The following is a 16,583-nucleotide window of genomic DNA, read 5'->3' as shown; positions in this document are numbered from 1 at the left end:
GCTTTTAATAGTATGTTTGTTTTTTAATTATTCTTTATTACTGAATTGAATATTAATTGACCAATTTTAGTACCTAGCTACATACCATTAGCCACCTAGTCAATTTGGTACAATTATTCTGAGCTCTTATTCTGATTTTCTGATCATTAAATTCAAAATGAAAAATGATGTTAAAATCAGTTAAAACGAGTTTTTGGTTAGTTAAATCTAAGCAAAACAAGAAGAGGAAATGTCCCATCTACATGAGGATCACCCTTCCCAATTCCATAGCCATGGTATCTACAGGCTTTTATATTACCCCTTCCTATTGGGACAAAAAGCGTATGAAAGTGAAAGGAAGTAGTCAGGAGTTAAGCACTATAAACAAAACTCTAAATACAATGGCAGCAGACACTCAAAGAGCAGCCTTTGAACTACATACCGAAGGTAGACAACTAAGTGCACATATAATTAAGGATAAACTTACTGGCAAAAACCAGAAGTCCACTACCCTTCTTTCAGGGTTTCAGCAGCACCTTGATCATATAGAAAGTCTTTTGGGAAAAGACTTTTCAAAGCCAACTTATAGTAAATATTCAAATACTTATCTGAGAATCAGCCAATACATTAAGCACCGATGGGGTAGAAATGATGTGCATTTATTTGAGCTTGATCATGAATTTTTATCAAAATTTATTGATTTTCTCAAAACAGAATATGACAACTCTCAGACTACCTGTTATAAACATTACCAAAGATTCACTCGGGTTGTCAGGATTCTAGTCAGCCGTGGATATTTAGATAGGTATCCGTTTGAGGGATTTAAAATAAAACTACCAAAGAATAAAGTAGAGTTTTTGACAATTGAAGAAATCAACAAAATAGCCGCATGTAGCTTCGATATTGACAGATTAGAAATTGTAAAGGATTTATTTGTTTTTTCATGTTACTCAGGCTTAGCTTTCAAAGAAGTAGAAAACTTAGAACCAAAACATATCCTTCAGGAAGACAATGAAGTCTGGATAAAAATAGTACGACAAAAAACTGGAAATGAGTTTAAAATCCCACTCTTACCAAAGGCAGTTGAGATATTAGAGAAGTACAAAAATCACCCCGTTTCAATCAAACGGAAAAAATGTCTACCAATTCCTAGCAACCAAAAGTTTAATGCCTACCTAAAAGAAATTGGTGACGTTGCTGGCATCAGCAAAAAGCTACATCATCACCTTGCAAGAAAAAGTTTTTCGGTATCCGTAGTGCTGCAGAACTCAGTGCCGATAGAAACTCTCAGCTTGCTACTTGGGCACAGTTCCATTAAAGTTACAGTAGACGCTTATTCAGCAATCACCGATGAAAAGATCAAAAAGGATTTTGCAGTGCTAAAAAGTAATTTAAATAATCCAGTTACTAACTAAGTTGGATAGCGGCATAAGCACCTAAATTATCTATGGGATGAGGAGTATAAGATAAATGATCACTTAGCAGATCATCTAAACGATTTCTGATTTGATTGATGGCTACTGTATGCCCCATCCCATTTGCTGTATTTTTTGCTTCAATGAGATAAATAAATGGATTGGAAGGGTTAATTGTTGGTAAAACTATTATTCCATCAAACTCAGCAGCTATATTGTTGCTACCACTAAGAAAAAGACGCATGTTCCCCACGTATCCAAATGTCAGCCCAGCCCATGCTCTGTTTTCTACGAACCTCCTAATTGCATTTAGCTCATGTATTTCAGAGTCCTCCAGTACTCCAGCACCATTATCTATGTACTCGTCCAATTTAGAAATAAATGAAGCTCGCCCCTTGGAAAAAATAGTAGCACTTTTTCCAACAACGCTATTAGAAAGTATAGAACGAGTTTCCCAACCAAAGATTGACTTCAAAAGCATTTTTACCATTTCGTTTTGATTATTTAAATCACTTGAGTTAATATAATTTGAATTAAATTGACTTCTAAATTTTATCGCTTCTGTAATGATTTTTAAAGTTGCTTTTTGGTTTTCTACGGGAGATGTGGACTTAAGACCAAATGATAACTTGATAGTATTACCTGTTCCGTTGAGCAATAATCCTGCAATGACTTGTGAGGAATTAATCTTATTTTCTGTATCAGATTCCCATTTAGCAGGGTTAAAGATGGCAGCAGGTGGCTGATCCTGCTTTCGGTTAAAACTATAAGTTAAAATTAGTTTCCTTTCTCTCGTCCAATTTACAGAGGACTTGACGTTCAAATCCTCCGTAAGTAGATTATTTATTCTGGTAGCGGTCAAGTTTCCCTTGGAAATTCGAGTATTTAATTCTTTCCGAATCTCTGCTGTAGCTTTGGAAGTAGTTAAGCAAGCATCCGAAGACAGGTAAACTGAACTTTGTAGTGCTTGCTCAAGGCTGTTCAGAGCTAAATTATAAGTGGCATTTTTTATAAAAAGAGTCTCATAAAGCTCTTCAAAATTTAGCATTATAGATGATAATTCTAGATTAAAGGGGACGGGAGCATATAAGGAATCAAGGGTAATAAAAGATATCTTTCTAATTGTTCTGTATAGACTCTTCCATGTCTCTATTTGGATATCTTTAGTGCTTTTCATATACATCCTGATAACATCTGATCCAAAATCAGATATGGCTGTTCCTCGCCCGTGATCAAATCTTTTACTTCTCTGAAGAAAGAATAATGAAACTATATACTTAAAATCATAATAGTTAAAACTTTTTAAAGTAGAATCGAAAAATGCTCTGTCCTCAGAAACCATATTTCTTCTGAAAATCTGCCTTACATCTTCATCATTTTTTAGAACTGACAACCATGCTCTTGATGCTGACAGAGTACCATGCATATAACCTGAATTAGATAAAATAACGAGACACTGAAGCAAATCACCAAGTGACGGATTTCCAATTTCTGAGTTGATTCTTCCACAAAACCTTCTACTTGAAGTAAAGCCAAAATCAGCTCTATTATTAGTGCATAATTCAGTTATTAAAGCCAACTGAAGAAATACATACTCGAAACGAGTATGATGAGCCCCCTGATAGATATCACGTAATCTACCCAATTGGTTAACTTTTTTGAGTCTATCAATATGCTTATAGTGATCTAAGAGATCATAAAGCTTAAGTGCATTAGGATATAATTGGGCTGTGAGATTCCCACACCTAGGGATATTGTAGGTTATTTTCATTTTCTTGATTTGGTTGAGGTCATAAGAAAGAGATCATTTTTTACTGATTTTTACCACCAGTAATTTCAGCGACCTAGGCACGTACCATTAAAACATCGATTATGAGTAGATAGGGATAGAATCTCTTCAGATTCAGGTTTGAAATCAACCCCTGTGGAAAGGCATCGAGGATGCTTTTCTACAGTCAGGTTGGGTTCAAAGTGGAGTTGTCAAGAACAAACCCTATCCTTCAAAATCTTCGTTTCTGCTTAGCATAAGCAGATTTTTCACCTTAGTGAAAAAGCAGGTACTACAATTGGTCAATTATTTTAGCTTTTCAACTGATTTTCTTGTGATTTTCACACTCTTAAGATAATTGATTTAATTGGGATGATAAAACGATCAGAACTATCAATTTCTTCACTGCGTTAAATTGGATATGCTTAGATATGATAAAGTATTAATCAACTACCGAAGACTGCACCATCGGATATCACGTGGTGAGAGTTTATCTCCTGACCATCAACGATATTATGACGGTGCAAGTAAACTACTTTCTGGTATCATCAAACATGGTAACCTTAATAGTGGTAACGGCTTAGATACCAATAATAAAAAATTATAATATTTTATAAAATCTACTTTTAGCTAAAATTCTACTTAGAAGTTCCGCATGTATGCGGGCACGGGGTATCACCCCCTGCAGTCCCCCTTCGTAATGGCGGGGGGATACTCCCCCCACCACTACTTCAACTAATACAATGTACAAGCATCGGTACTAGATGTGGATAAGACCTTATTATGACGGTGGTATAGTTTCGCTTTATAGCGAGCACAGGGCTATGCCCTTTGCAAAACCCATGTGATAGAAGAATAAGGAAAATATCCCTTTAAATGGATTTAAGACCGATATGGGGATTCCCATAACCGTCTAATTTGCTTTAAACGCATTTTTTAAAATATAGTGTATTGACTGATAAGATATTAAAGACTGGCACTAGTTATCTTATTAGATAATGAAAATGGGTAATTAGGGGTACATTATTCTTTTCCTTTTACTAATGAACAAGTGTTTACCCATTTTATGGTAATGAGAATGAAACGCCTCATTAGAGGTGTTTTATTTGAGAGTGTTAAGCTTATCGTTAATTGAATAAAGTATATCAATTTAGATTTAATGATATCACCATTAGATCATTAGTGACACAATATTCAAATTGATCAACATAATATTTAATCTCCACTGGAGTAAATTCATCTACCTTCTTTACATTCTTCATGAGATTACGATATCTCACAAAGCATTGCTTATGTTCACATTCTAATATCATGTAAGCTCTTCGGAATGTATCCAGTGAAGTGTATGCTAGTCTTTCATCTGGTAGTAGGTGCATCTCTCGGATTCTCATGATAGTGTGGGTAAATAAACGTTCGGTTATTTGGTAATAGATTTACAGGGGAGGTTGACGGGATTGGTGAGCAGAATTAGCAGTTTAATTATAACAGTAATTTTTTACCCCCACCTTTATTTACTATAGTTGCAACTTCCTTCTAGCTTCTCGCAACACGTAACCATCGGTTTTTCTTTTCTTTTTATCTTTAGCACCTGCTGGTCTGCCTACCTTCTTGCCTTGTGATCTGGCTCGATTAAGTCCTTCAATGGTACGCTGCCTAATGAGGTCTCGTTCAAATTCTGCAAAAGCACTTAAGATATGAAAATGAAGTTTACCTGTAGCTGTACTGAAATCTAGATTTTCATTGATGGAATGAAATTCTAATCCTCTATCAAGTAACTCTTGTACTTCCAAAAGTAATTCGGTTGAAGAGCGAGCGTATCTATCCAATTTGACCACAGCAATACCACTATATTTACCTGCACGTAGGAGCGATAACATTTTTGCCTTGGTAGGTCTTGTTTTTCTGGTGCTTTCCTGCTCTTCGTAGAGATCGTATTCCCACCCTTGCTTCTTAGCATAGTCTATTAATACCCGTGTTTGATTCTCAGTATTTTGACGACCATCTGCTGTCGATACTCTGGCATAAAGTGCAAATTTCATATTTAAGAAAGGTTAGCGAGAAACAAATATACATAAAATACTTAATATATTAAGTATAATATATTAAGTATATTGCACCATCATGGGACAGACCTCAAATAAAAAGACACGAAGCAAAGTAGAGATTCCTGATTTCGCTAAGCACCAACTAGTTAGTATAGGTGTTAGAGTTAAACAGTTGCGAGAAGAAAAAACTGGTGACAGTTACGAAGTCTTTGCAGTAAAGAATGGGATAAACCGTATCAGTCAATACAGGATGGAGGCAGGTTCTAATTTTCAGATGGTCAACTTATTAAAAGTCTGTAAAGGGCTAGGGGTGTCATTGGAAGACTTTTTTAAAGGACTATAAAAATTTATAAAATCAACTTTTCACAAAATATCGATTAATTTATTTGTCTGTAGCAGGGACATTAAGTTTCAATATCATCGTACAACATCACCGCAGTTATATCAAAGTCTCACTCATATGTGTACTTTACTTTATTCAAACCCTTGGTTACAAGGTAGGTAGGCAGTTTTTTATAAAAAAATAATTGTAACTGATCATGATTATTCTGCGTATGATGAATTAATCAATGTATGGAATATCCTCTATTCCACCCACTTCCTTTTCTGGAGGTAAACACTAAAACAAAAGAAAAAACCGACATGTACACTGATGTCGTGATCTTACTGTAGGGTCTGTTCTGCAGTTGTGCTATGCTATGAGGCAAGATGGTATAGATAAATATGTTTTAGTGCCGATTAATTAATAATAATATGAAATACTGGCTTAGTAATGAGCAAAACAAAGAGATTTTTATCAACGGCATACAGTATGCAGTTTACTGGAGAAGTAAACTGAAGCAGTTGGAATCAATTGATATGGATTTAAATGAAATAGGTGTAAAGCGTCTACTGAAATTTGAAGATTATGTCAAAAATTTGTCATCGGAGGACATACTTTTTAGCCTTTTAGGTAATCCTTCAGAGATTGCTGAACATACGGTGTATTACTTTTTGAGATCATATGGTGACTTAGATGCAGAGCCTGAAGAGGAGCTGAAAGAATTACGCAAGAGCCTCTTACTAATATCGGTCAATGAGGACGGAAGAATGAACTAAAAGAACGATGATTCTCAAAAATTAAAGAAAGTCTTGGATAAAAGATTTAAAGGGATTTCTACAATCTCTATCTGCATTTTAAATACATATTTCGGTGCTGAAATGGTTACGATAAAAACCGTTATATTTTTAATTAAATAAAGGATATTGCGTAAATGTGGATGCAAAAGATATATAAAATGTAGATACTTGTATAGTAATATATGACACTTATATTAAAATAGTGTTTTGTTAATACTAATCTATATAAATGAATTATTATAATGGGTACTAATGATGATGTTGACATTCTAATCGGTACTCTATATTTGCATTATGGAACTGATTAATGAAGCTTTACATAATAGGTTATTAGAGTTATCTAATGAAGAGCAAAGACCTAAAACTAGGTTAGATATATACCTGATCATTGTATCTGCTATTCTCTATAATTGTAGACAAAACAACGAGGTGAGTCATGATTTTCCTAGTTCTTATTGGGTAAAGCTAATCTCAAAGAGGTATAACATTTACCTCAATAAGTTGGTTGAAAGCGAAGTCATTATTAGAGATGGTAATTACCATGGTAAAAAGTCTTATGCTATTTCAAGTGAATACCTGTTAAGTCCCAGTCCCGTTATTCCTGTTTTTTATAACAATCCAGAAAAATCTTTTAGTAGTCACCTGAAGAAAAACTCTAGTATATCAGAGAGGCTGTTACAAAGGCTCAACAGAGGCATGCACGCCACGAGTATTGATTTAGATTCTTTCAAGGAGGACTATAATTCTGCATCGGCAATGGATGTATATTCATATCAAATATATCTATCAGGACTACCTGACAACTTGTATGTTGACAGTAAAATTCAATACCCTAATGGAACTGTTAAACATGGCTATAGAGTTAGCGAAGTTCAAAAGAGACTGCATGAGAATAATTTATCAGCATACAGATCAGGAAGTTCAATATTATTAACAACACCTGCAGACTTTGCTCAAACTAAATACATAAACTTAGTCAAATCTACAGTTGAAGTCTCAAGGCATTTAGCATACAAAGACTTCCGTATTACTAGAAACAGCAATACCCGAAGAGTTTATTCCATAATTACATCCTTACCCTCAAAGGCACTTCCATACCTTAAGCTTAATGGAGAATCGGTGCTTGGCATTGATTTGAGAAGTTCTCAATTAACACTTTTAGCTAATATTTTATACAGCTACCGAACTAATGATGAAGCACTTCTTTCAAAATTTACAGGTAAGCAAAAAACATTTTTAGACGATCTTTATCAATTGTATCTAAAGAATATACCTGCATCAGATGATGATATTGAGACTTTTTTCAATGATGTCATCCAGCAAGATATATATCAAATACTAGCCGATGAACTAAAAATAAATAGGTCGCAAGCCAAGCAATTCACCTTCAGTATATTCTTCTCCAAGTCAGATTCCAAGTCGATATTGAAAGCTAGAGTAAAAGAAAAATATCCTACGGTCTTCAAAATTATAGATGGTTATAAAGATATGAAGGAAGCTAAAAAACGATATGTAGGTGATAAAGCTTACGGTAAGTTTGCTTCTAACCTGCAAGCCATTGAGGCTTATATTTTCATCGATCACATCTTTAACCGATTGCATAAAAATAAAATAGTTGCTCTTCTACGCCATGATTCCGTACTGGTGTCGGAAAGAAACAAAGATAGTGCTCTAAACATCATGCAGGGTGTCATGCAAGAGTTTGGTTTTATATCTGATTTTAAGATTGAAAACTATAATCAGGAGAAGAGTTTAAATACATTAGATCACGAAATTACGGAGGGATTTGAACACCTTTATAAACCAACCGAAGAATTGGAAACAGATGACCTATTGCAAATCCTTGAGATAGGATGGGAAAGAAATCTTGTCTCTGAAAAAGCATACAACCATATCCAATCTCGTCTGATTGAACTACAAAAGAACGATCTACCACTACCTGATGAAGATGAGCAGCAAATCGTTACTATTTTTAATACACTGTTTAATCAGGAGACAGATCAGGCTGTTTAACGTACATATTTATGCTTAAATTTCCAGTGGTTATGGTTTCATGGATCAATCTCCTTATAGCCTCTCTTACGATTTGCGATTTGCTTAGTCCAGTCTCATACGCATAATCATCCAAGGTATCCATGGTCAATTTATCCAGTCTGCAGTATAATGTGTTTTCTTTTACTTCTTCGTTTTTCATTCTCTTTAATTTACGATTCAGATTATTTAATTATAAATACTGACCGAGTACAGAAAAGCACAGATTTGACCTACATTTCTGCCAAAAAAACATCAATATGGAGCAAAATGGAATAGAACCTACGCTTGCAATACATAAATCTTCCACAGATGGTAAATTTTACTGAGTCTTTATTATCTTCACCCTTTTACTCACTATACTGAAACATGACCAATTTTTCACAAACTGCCAATCTGATTTGGGATATCGCTGAACTCCTTCGGGGAGACTTTAAACAGTCTGATTACGGTAAGGTAATCCTTCCATTAACTGTAATCAGACGACTTGATTGTGTGCTAGAACCTACAAAGGACAAGGTATTAGAGCAGTACCCAAAGGTACAAGCAATGGACGTGCAGAATATCGATCCGATACTAAATAATAAGTCTGGTTATAATTTCCACAACCATTCTAAATACGACTTTGACAAGCTGGTGGCTGACCCTGAAAATATAGCACAAAACCTTAACGACTATATTGCTGGTTTTTCAGAAAACGCTCGTGATATAATTGAGCACTTTTCTTTTGATGTACAAATCGCCAAACTAGAAGAACATAATCTGCTCTTCATGGTGGTCAAGAGATTTCAGGAGGTTGACCTACACCCTGATGTGATAGACAATACACATATGGGTTATCTTTATGAGGAACTCATTAGGAGATTCTCTGAACTTTCTAACGAGACGGCTGGTGAGCACTATAGCCCAAGAGAGATCATTCGGTTGATGGTCAATATTCTCTTCTTAAACGACCGTGATATTTTGACAAAAAAGGGTGTTGTGAAGACAGCCTATGATGTATGTGCAGGTACTGGTGGCATGCTATCAGTAGCAGAAGAATACCTCCATGAATTAAACCCAGATGCTCGACTTGAAGTTTTTGGGCAGGAGTTGAATCCTGAATCTTATGCTATCTGTAAATCAGATATGATGGTGAAAGCCCAAAGTACTAAGAATATTGCTCTAGGTAACAGCCTTTCCAAAGATGTTTTTCCAAACAAGAAATTTGACTACTTATTAACTAACCCACCCTTTGGAGTACAGTGGAAAAAAGTGCAAAAAGAAATTAAAGAAGAGCACAAAAACCTTGGGTTCTCTGGACGTTTCGGTGCTGGCTTACCTCGTGTTTCTGATGGTTCTTTACTTTTCTTAATGCACCTGATCTCTAAGATGAAGCAGGATGAGGAAGGCTCAAGAATAGGAATAGTATTAAACGGCAGTCCTTTATTTACGGGCAGTGCAGGTTCTGGTGAAAGTGACATCAGAAAGTGGATCATTGAGAACGATATGCTAGAATCTGTAGTAGCCTTGCCTGACCAGATATTCTACAATACTGGTATTTACTCCTATTTATGGTTTTTAACAAATAGAAAGGAAAAGCACCGAAAAGGCAAAGTCCAGTTGATCAACGCAGTTGACTTGTATAAAAAGATGGGTAAATCGCTAGGCAATAAACGTCATGTAATTACCGATGAACAGATTGAAGAATTGACTCAAATATATGGAGCATATCAAGCAGGTGAGCATTGCAAAATATTTGATAACGAAGATTTTGGCTATACACGCATCACCATCGAACGACCAGAGCGAGACAAAGACGGTGAGATAATAACCAATAAAAAAGGTGAAGTAAAGGTAGACACAAGTCTGAGAGATACGGAAGATGTTCCTTTAAAGGAAGATATAGAAGAGTACTTTGAACGAGAGGTTAAGCCTCATGTGCCTGACGCATGGATCAATCACAGCAAGAGCAAGGTAGGCTATGAAATCAACTTCACCAGATATTTTTACGAGTACAAGCCACTTCGGAACTTGGAAGACATTAGAGCCGACATACTTGCTCTAGAAGAAGTAACAGAGGGTATGATTAAGGAGGTGCTGGATTGATGGAAAGATATAAATCATTAAAAAAAACTGGAGTCAATTGGCTTGGTGATATACCTGAAAATTGGGAAGTAAAGAAGATCAAACACAACACCTATGTTAAAGGTAGAGTTGGTTGGAAAGGCTTAAAATCTGATGAGTTTCTAACACAAGGTTACTCATACCTGATCACTGGTACTGACTTTAAAAATGATAGCATTAGTTGGGACAATTGTTATTATATAGACCAAAATAGATATGAAGACGACCCATATATTCAACTGCAAAATGGTGATTTATTAATTACCAAGGATGGAACAATTGGAAAGGTTGCATTAGTGAAGAAATTAGATAAACCAGCTTGCTTAAATAGCGGAATCTTTTTAATAAGACCACTCAATGAAGAGTATCTTACAGAATATATGTTTTGGATTTTAAAGTCGAATTCATTTGCAACTTTTATAGAGTACAAAGAAACGGGTTCTACTATTAAGCATCTCTACCAAAATGTGTTTGAGGAATTTAAGTATCCTTTACCTCCAAAGAGTGAACAAACCCAAATAGCCAAATTCCTCGACTACAAAACCCAGCAGATTGATTCTTTAATTGAAAAAAAAGAAAGGCTCATCGAACTACTCAAAGGAGAGCGAACAGCTATGATCAACCATGCGGTAACCAAGGGTTTAAACCCTGATGTGCCGATGAAAGATTCTGGTATTGAATGGCTGGGGGAGATACCTGAGCAATGGCAAGTTTCGAAATTAAAGAACTACTCTTTGAGGATTGGTGACGGACTGCACTCTACGCCTCAATACGTTGACAAATCTGAATACTATTTTGTTAACGGAAACAATTTAGCGAATGGTCAAATAATATTTACGCCAAAAACAAGAAATGTTGATAAGAACGAATTTGAGAAACATCATATTGATTTGGGTGACAATACTCTACTTATTTCAATTAACGGAACTATAGGGAATTTAGCCCTTTACAGGGGAGAGAAAATTATACTCGGTAAGAGTGCATGCTATATCAATCTTACCACAGAGGTATCAAGAGAGTTCCTTTACTATTTCTTTCAATCGAACTACGTAAGTAATTTTTTAACTATTGAACTAACGGGAACGACTATTTATAACCTCTCTTTGGAATCCGTTCGAAATATGAAAATCGTTATTCCTGCAGTCAATGAACAGTATCAAATAGTTAATCGACTTGAGAAGTTATTGAATAAATTGGATCAAACTTCACAAAATGTTAAAAAGGAAATAAGTCTTTTAAAAGAATATAAAACCTCATTAATCGATGAAGCAGTAACAGGGAAAATTGATGTCAGAGATTATAACTTAGAAAAAGAAGCAGTTAGCTAATGAAAAAAATAGACGGGACACCAAAAACCATCCGAGAACTTTTTACGGGAGTCAAATATACCATCCACTATTATCAGCGTGAATATCAGTGGAGACGTAAGCAAATAGAAGAACTTATTGAGGACTTAACCAGTGAATTCTTCCAGCATTACTCCGAAGAAGACGAGTTAAAAGACATACTTCAATACGGACATTACTTTATGGGATCGGTGGTGCTTACCGAAGATGACAATGCCATCATTGATGGACAACAACGGCTGACCTCTCTCTCCCTGCTACTATTATATCTTTACCATAGACTTCAGGATGATGAGGACAAAGCCGAGGTATTAAACATGATTTTCTCTAAGAAAGCAGGTGAAAAGTCTTATAACATCAATGTTAAGGAACGCAATGCTTGCTTGGATGCTATAAAAAATAAGAAAGACTTCGATTCCGAAGGTCACCCTGAAAGTGTACAGAATATATACAGACGATACTTTGATATAAAGGAGCTTATGGATGATAAGCTGGAGGATCATCAGATTATTTTCTTTAAAGACTGGCTCATTGAGAATGTGGAGTTTATAAGGATTCAAACCCAAACTGAGCAAGATGCTCATAAGATATTTGTTTCCATGAATGACCGTGGCTTAAGTCTCACACCTACAGAAATGCTCAAGGGCTTCCTGTTATCGGAAATATCCGATGACGATCAGAGAAGAGAAGCCAATGACATCTGGAAGAGTAAAATTTTAGAGCTAAAAGAATTAGGTAAAGAAGAGGAAAGTGATTTCATTAAGAACTGGCTGAGGGCACAGTATGCCGATTCGATCCGAGAGCGAAAGAAAGGTGCTGCTGCACAAGATTTTGAGATCATCGGTACAACTTTCCATAAATGGACAAGAGAAAATGCTACAAAAATAGGTCTGGTAAAACCTTCAGACTACTATCACTTTGTAAGATATGAGTTCGTAAAATATTGTGATATCTACTTTCGAATCAACCAGTATGCCAGATCATTCACGACTGGCTTTGGTTATATTTTTTACAATGCCAACAAAAACTTTACCCTGCAATCGCAGCTATTGTTAGCAGCGATTGATCCTGCAGATAGTTCGGATGTAGTAGATACAAAGCTGAGAGTGGTCTCCTGCTTTTTGGATAACTACCTCATCCGTAGAATTTTCAACTACAAAACGGTTGACTACTCTGCTATGATGTACAATATTTTCTTGCTGACTAAGAAAATCAGGAGGAAGCCAATACCTGAGCTGGTGGATATGTTAACTGCCGAAGTTGAAGCAATGGAATTTAAATTAAGTGGTATTAAACATTTCAGGCTCAACGGCTGGACAAAACGATATATGCTGCATGTGTTAGCCAGACTTACTCATTTTATTGAGAGAGAAACTGGCTTAGAGACTCGGTTTGAAACCTATGTAGACAGGCAAATAAAGAACTCATATGACATCGAACATATCTGGGCTGATAAATATGAAAGGCATTTAGACACCTTTGATACCGAAGAGGCATTTGATGAATTTCGGGATCGATTTGGTGACCTGATACTTTTGCCGAGGGATAAAAACAGGAGTTACAGCGACTACACCTACAAGCAAAAGCTTCCTCACTATTATGGAGAGAATCTTTTAGCGAGGTCTTTGAACCCTCAGTGCTACCAGAACAACCCGCAGTTTAAAAATTTTAGAGAAAAATATGAGCTGGATTTTGAGCCATATGAAGAATACACCACCGAGTCGATAGAGAAGAGACAGGAACTATATGAACAAATTGCTCACCGTATATGGGATGTGAGTAGAATTAAAGAATTAGCAGGAGATCATCTTAAAAAGGCATAATATGGGTCAATCATCATATACTGAAAAAGATTTCGAGGATGAAGTAATAGAGCTGTTGAAAGAACAAGGATACCAGCAGTATCTAGCCAATGAGTTTGATAAAGAGACAGCACTTATTCCAAGCCAGCTTTACTCTTTCTTAAAAGACACTCAGGAAGTTGCTTACCAGAAACTGGAGAAGGTACATGGTGATAATACTGAGAGCAGGATTGCTTACCGTTTACAACATGAAATTAAAAGCAGAGGGCTACTGGATGTAATTCGAAATGGAATTACCACCCATGGTGTGAAGTTAAAACTGGCTTATTTTAAACCTGTCAGCAAGCTAAATGAAGAGGCATATAAAAAATATGAGCAGAATATACTTTCTGTCACGCGTCAGGTAAAGTATGACAGAAAAAATGAGAATAGTATCGACTTATTGATTAGTCTCAACGGTTTTAGTATTGCCACCATTGAGTTAAAGAATGCCTTTACTGGGCAGACTACTGCAAATGCAGAGAAGCAGTATATTTTTGACCGTAACTTTAAAGAGCCGCTTTTCCACTTTAACAAAGGTTCGTTGGTACATTTTGCTGTGGATGCAGACACTTGTTCCATGACCACTAAAGTGGCTGGTAAAAAAACATTCTATTTACCCTTTAATAAGGGCTATGATAATGGTGCTGGTAATCCACCGAATGAAGATGGACGAAGAACGGACTATCTCTGGAACGAAGTTTTTGCTAAGTCGAGTGTACTGGAGCTAATTGGCAAATTCATTCATTTAGAAAAAGATGAAGATGGAAACTGGGATAAGTTGATTTTCCCAAGGTATCATCAAATGGACGCTGTCCGTAAATTAGTAGCTGATGCAAAAGTATCAGGAACAGGTAAAAATTATCTGATTCAGCACTCTGCAGGTAGTGGGAAAAGTAATAGTATTGCATGGCTGTCCTATCGATTATCAAGTCTCCACAATGACCAAGATCAGCGTATATTCGACAGCGTTATCGTAATCACCGATCGAACGGTTTTAGATAATCAATTGCAGGATACCATCTATCAGTTTGAACATACGCAAGGAGTAGTACAACGCATTGATAAGGATTCCAGCCAGTTAGCAAAAGCACTACAAGAAGGTAAGAATATCATTATTACCACTTTGCAAAAGTTCCCCTTTGTTATTGGTAAAATATCAGGACTACCTGCAAGGAATTATGCGGTAATTGTAGATGAGTCACATTCGAGTCAGGGAGGTGAGGCTACTAAAAAGATGAAGGAAGTGCTCTCATCTGGCAGCCTTGAAGAAGCTGCCGATGAGGATGATGTTGAAATAGAAGACGGTGAAGATCAGATCAGAAAATCCATGATGGCACGTGGTAAGCAAGATAACCTCAGTTTCTTTGGATTTACTGCTACTCCAAAATATAAGACACTTGAAGTCTTCGGGACAAAAGAAAAAGAAGGCAAGCCAAAGCCATTCCATCTCTACTCAATGAAGCAGGCAATCCAAGAAGGTTTTATCCACGATGTATTAAAGAACTATACCACTTATAAAACTTTTTTTAAGCTTACTAAAGCTATTCAGGATGATCCTGAAGTAAACAAGAAGAAAGCAGCCATAGCTATTGCACGCTTTGTGAAGCTGCACCCGCACAACATCGCCCAAAAAACAGAGGTGATGGTCGAGCACTTTAGACGAGTGGTGGCTCACAAGATAGGTGGTAAAGCAAAAGCCATGTTAGTTACTTCGTCAAGACTTCATGCTGTACGCTATAAGCTGGAGTTTGACAGGTATATCAAAGAAAAGAAGTACACTGACATTAAAACCTTAGTGGCATTTTCGGGAACTGTTAATGATGGTGGTGCAGAGTACACAGAACCACAAATGACAGGATTCTCAATGAGTGAACTTAAGGATAAGTTTCATTCAAATGAGTACCAAGTGCTAATAGTGGCTAACAAATATCAAACGGGTTTTGACGAGCCACTGCTACATACTATGTATGTTGATAAGCCACTGTCTGGAGTATTAGCAGTACAAACACTGTCAAGACTGAATAGAACCACCAAAGGTAAAGAAGGGACTTTTGTTTTGGACTTCGTAAATGAAGAGGAAAGCATCAAAGAGTCTTTTCAGCCATTCTATGAGCTTACTACTGTAGAAGAATCTACTGACCCTGACCACTTATATGACCTCAAGAATCAACTGGAAAGTTCTCAAATTCTCTGGCAATCGGAGATCGATAATTTTGCCAGCACCTATTTTAAAGCTGGTGCGGAATTATCAAAGAAAGACCATGCAAAATTAAATAGCTACATTGATCCTGCAGTACAACGATTTATACATATGCCATCGGAGGACGAGCAAGAAAATTTTAAACATGCAGCCACCACCTTTACTAGGCTGTATTCATTCTTAACTCAAATTATGCCTTTTCAGGATGCTGAGCTGGAGAAGCTATTTGCCTATTTAAGATTTTTACTAAAGAAATTGCCACGAAAAGAAACTGACAAATTTCAGCTTGGAGACGAGGTAGCGTTAGAGTACTACCGAATCCAGAAGATGAGGGAATCAGCCATCCTGCTTGAGGATCAAGCAGAGTATGGTCTTGATGGAATCAAGGAGGCTGGCATTCGCCAGACTAAGGAAGATAAGGCACAGCTTTCGGAAATAATCAATGTCCTGAACGACAGATTTGGCACAGAATTCAAGGACGGTGACAAGCTATTTTTTGACCAAATAGAGGAAGAACTTTCTGCTAATTCTTCCCTACAGCAACAGGCAAAGTCTAACACTAAAGAGAATTTTAAATACGGATTTGAAGAGATGTTTTTAAATTCGATCATCAACCGAATGGATCAAAATCAAGATATTTTTCAGAAGATCATGGATGATCAGGATTTCTCAAAAGTGGTGAAGGGTTGGATGCTGGAGAAGGTATATGAGAGGTTAAGAAAAGACTAAT

At 36.4% G+C, this 16,583-nt stretch carries 13 protein-coding genes; 9 read left to right on the top strand and 4 right to left on the bottom strand.

Annotated elements, in window-relative coordinates:
• Window positions 1-164 precede the first annotated feature (164 nt).
• Entirely contained in the window at window positions 165-1,394 is a 1,230-nt protein-coding gene (locus tag Q3Y49_RS18555) for a site-specific integrase (protein ID WP_303270139.1), read from the top strand.
• Here the strand turns inward: Q3Y49_RS18555 and Q3Y49_RS18550 are convergent.
• Window positions 1,387-3,165 carry a hypothetical protein gene (locus Q3Y49_RS18550; RefSeq protein ID WP_303270138.1) on the bottom strand — a complete coding sequence of 593 codons (1,779 nt, stop codon included), beginning with the start codon at window positions 3,163-3,165 and terminating at the stop codon, window positions 1,387-1,389. The two genes, Q3Y49_RS18555 and Q3Y49_RS18550, sit on opposite strands and share 8 nt — an antisense overlap.
• 418 nt (window positions 3,166-3,583) lie before the next feature.
• On the opposite strand from Q3Y49_RS18550, the gene Q3Y49_RS18545 reads away from it, so the two are divergent.
• Complete coding sequence (locus tag Q3Y49_RS18545) at window positions 3,584-3,769, top strand: hypothetical protein (RefSeq protein ID WP_303270124.1); 186 nt, start codon at window positions 3,584-3,586, stop codon at window positions 3,767-3,769.
• 538 nt (window positions 3,770-4,307) lie between these two features.
• Here Q3Y49_RS18545 and Q3Y49_RS18540 read toward each other — a convergent pair.
• Window positions 4,308-4,553, bottom strand: coding sequence for a hypothetical protein (locus Q3Y49_RS18540; protein WP_303270125.1), 246 nt, complete (start codon window positions 4,551-4,553; stop codon window positions 4,308-4,310).
• A gap of 123 nt (window positions 4,554-4,676) precedes the next feature.
• Window positions 4,677-5,201 (bottom strand): recombinase family protein, encoded by a 525-nt coding sequence (locus Q3Y49_RS18535; RefSeq protein WP_303270137.1) that lies wholly within the window; start codon window positions 5,199-5,201, stop codon window positions 4,677-4,679.
• An 82-nt stretch (window positions 5,202-5,283) separates the two neighbouring features.
• Between Q3Y49_RS18535 and Q3Y49_RS18530 the strand changes: the two genes are divergently transcribed.
• The 3 genes from Q3Y49_RS18530 to Q3Y49_RS18520 all read left to right on the top strand — a co-directional run bounded on the left by Q3Y49_RS18530 (window position 5,284) and on the right by Q3Y49_RS18520 (window position 8,339).
• A complete protein-coding gene (locus Q3Y49_RS18530; RefSeq protein WP_303270136.1) occupies window positions 5,284-5,550 on the top strand; it encodes a helix-turn-helix domain-containing protein in 267 nt (88 codons plus the stop codon).
• Window positions 5,551-5,960: 410 nt separating this feature from the next.
• The gene (locus tag Q3Y49_RS18525; protein ID WP_303270135.1) at window positions 5,961-6,305 is read left to right on the top strand and encodes a hypothetical protein; all 345 of its coding nucleotides are present in this window, start codon (window positions 5,961-5,963) and stop codon (window positions 6,303-6,305) included.
• A gap of 315 nt (window positions 6,306-6,620) precedes the next feature.
• A complete protein-coding gene (locus Q3Y49_RS18520) occupies window positions 6,621-8,339 on the top strand; it encodes a hypothetical protein (RefSeq protein WP_303270134.1) in 1,719 nt (572 codons plus the stop codon).
• Here Q3Y49_RS18520 and Q3Y49_RS18515 read toward each other — a convergent pair.
• Window positions 8,311-8,520 (bottom strand): ribbon-helix-helix domain-containing protein, encoded by a 210-nt coding sequence (locus tag Q3Y49_RS18515; RefSeq protein WP_303270133.1) that lies wholly within the window; start codon window positions 8,518-8,520, stop codon window positions 8,311-8,313. The two genes, Q3Y49_RS18520 and Q3Y49_RS18515, sit on opposite strands and share 29 nt — an antisense overlap.
• Before the next feature lie 206 nt (window positions 8,521-8,726).
• Between Q3Y49_RS18515 and Q3Y49_RS18510 the strand changes: the two genes are divergently transcribed.
• Genes Q3Y49_RS18510 through Q3Y49_RS18495 form a run of 4 tightly spaced genes read left to right on the top strand, consistent with a single transcriptional unit; the run spans window position 8,727 to window position 16,582 of the window.
• Window positions 8,727-10,445, top strand: a complete 1,719-nt coding sequence (locus Q3Y49_RS18510) for a type I restriction-modification system subunit M (RefSeq protein ID WP_303270132.1) — start codon at window positions 8,727-8,729, stop codon at window positions 10,443-10,445.
• The gene (locus tag Q3Y49_RS18505) at window positions 10,445-11,791 is read left to right on the top strand and encodes a restriction endonuclease subunit S (protein ID WP_303270131.1); all 1,347 of its coding nucleotides are present in this window, start codon (window positions 10,445-10,447) and stop codon (window positions 11,789-11,791) included. The genes Q3Y49_RS18510 and Q3Y49_RS18505 overlap by 1 nt, the downstream gene beginning before the upstream one ends.
• Window positions 11,791-13,632 carry a DUF262 domain-containing protein gene (locus tag Q3Y49_RS18500; RefSeq protein ID WP_303270130.1) on the top strand — a complete coding sequence of 614 codons (1,842 nt, stop codon included), beginning with the start codon at window positions 11,791-11,793 and terminating at the stop codon, window positions 13,630-13,632. Before Q3Y49_RS18505 ends, Q3Y49_RS18500 begins: the two co-directional genes overlap by 1 nt.
• Window position 13,633: 1 nt before the next feature.
• On the top strand, window positions 13,634-16,582 hold the full coding sequence (locus tag Q3Y49_RS18495; RefSeq protein WP_303270129.1) for a type I restriction endonuclease subunit R: 2,949 nt from the start codon (window positions 13,634-13,636) through the stop codon (window positions 16,580-16,582).
• The last annotated feature ends 1 nt before the right edge of the window (window position 16,583 follow it).

It is taken from the genome of Marivirga harenae, from assembly GCF_030534335.1.
Lineage (GTDB): Bacteria > Bacteroidota > Bacteroidia > Cytophagales > Cyclobacteriaceae > Marivirga > Marivirga harenae.
This window is presented reverse-complemented; position numbering and strand designations above follow the sequence as displayed.

Excerpts from the sequence above, each read along its gene's own strand:
- Q3Y49_RS18535 (WP_303270137.1), bottom strand. The coding sequence starts at position 5,201 with ATGAAATTTGCACTTTATGCCAGAGTATCGACAGCAGATGGTCGTCAA.
- Q3Y49_RS18515 (WP_303270133.1), bottom strand. The coding sequence starts at position 8,520 with ATGAAAAACGAAGAAGTAAAAGAAAACACATTATACTGCAGACTGGAT.
- Q3Y49_RS18530 (WP_303270136.1), top strand. The coding sequence starts at position 5,284 with ATGGGACAGACCTCAAATAAAAAGACACGAAGCAAAGTAGAGATTCCT.
- Q3Y49_RS18550 (WP_303270138.1), bottom strand. The coding sequence starts at position 3,165 with ATGAAAATAACCTACAATATCCCTAGGTGTGGGAATCTCACAGCCCAA.
- Q3Y49_RS18495 (WP_303270129.1), top strand. The coding sequence starts at position 13,634 with ATGGGTCAATCATCATATACTGAAAAAGATTTCGAGGATGAAGTAATA.
- Q3Y49_RS18505 (WP_303270131.1), top strand. The coding sequence starts at position 10,445 with ATGGAAAGATATAAATCATTAAAAAAAACTGGAGTCAATTGGCTTGGT.
- Q3Y49_RS18555 (WP_303270139.1), top strand. The coding sequence starts at position 165 with ATGATGTTAAAATCAGTTAAAACGAGTTTTTGGTTAGTTAAATCTAAG.
- Q3Y49_RS18520 (WP_303270134.1), top strand. The coding sequence starts at position 6,621 with ATGGAACTGATTAATGAAGCTTTACATAATAGGTTATTAGAGTTATCT.
- Q3Y49_RS18510 (WP_303270132.1), top strand. The coding sequence starts at position 8,727 with ATGACCAATTTTTCACAAACTGCCAATCTGATTTGGGATATCGCTGAA.
- Q3Y49_RS18500 (WP_303270130.1), top strand. The coding sequence starts at position 11,791 with ATGAAAAAAATAGACGGGACACCAAAAACCATCCGAGAACTTTTTACG.
- Q3Y49_RS18545 (WP_303270124.1), top strand. The coding sequence starts at position 3,584 with ATGCTTAGATATGATAAAGTATTAATCAACTACCGAAGACTGCACCAT.
- Q3Y49_RS18540 (WP_303270125.1), bottom strand. The coding sequence starts at position 4,553 with ATGAGAATCCGAGAGATGCACCTACTACCAGATGAAAGACTAGCATAC.
- Q3Y49_RS18525 (WP_303270135.1), top strand. The coding sequence starts at position 5,961 with ATGAAATACTGGCTTAGTAATGAGCAAAACAAAGAGATTTTTATCAAC.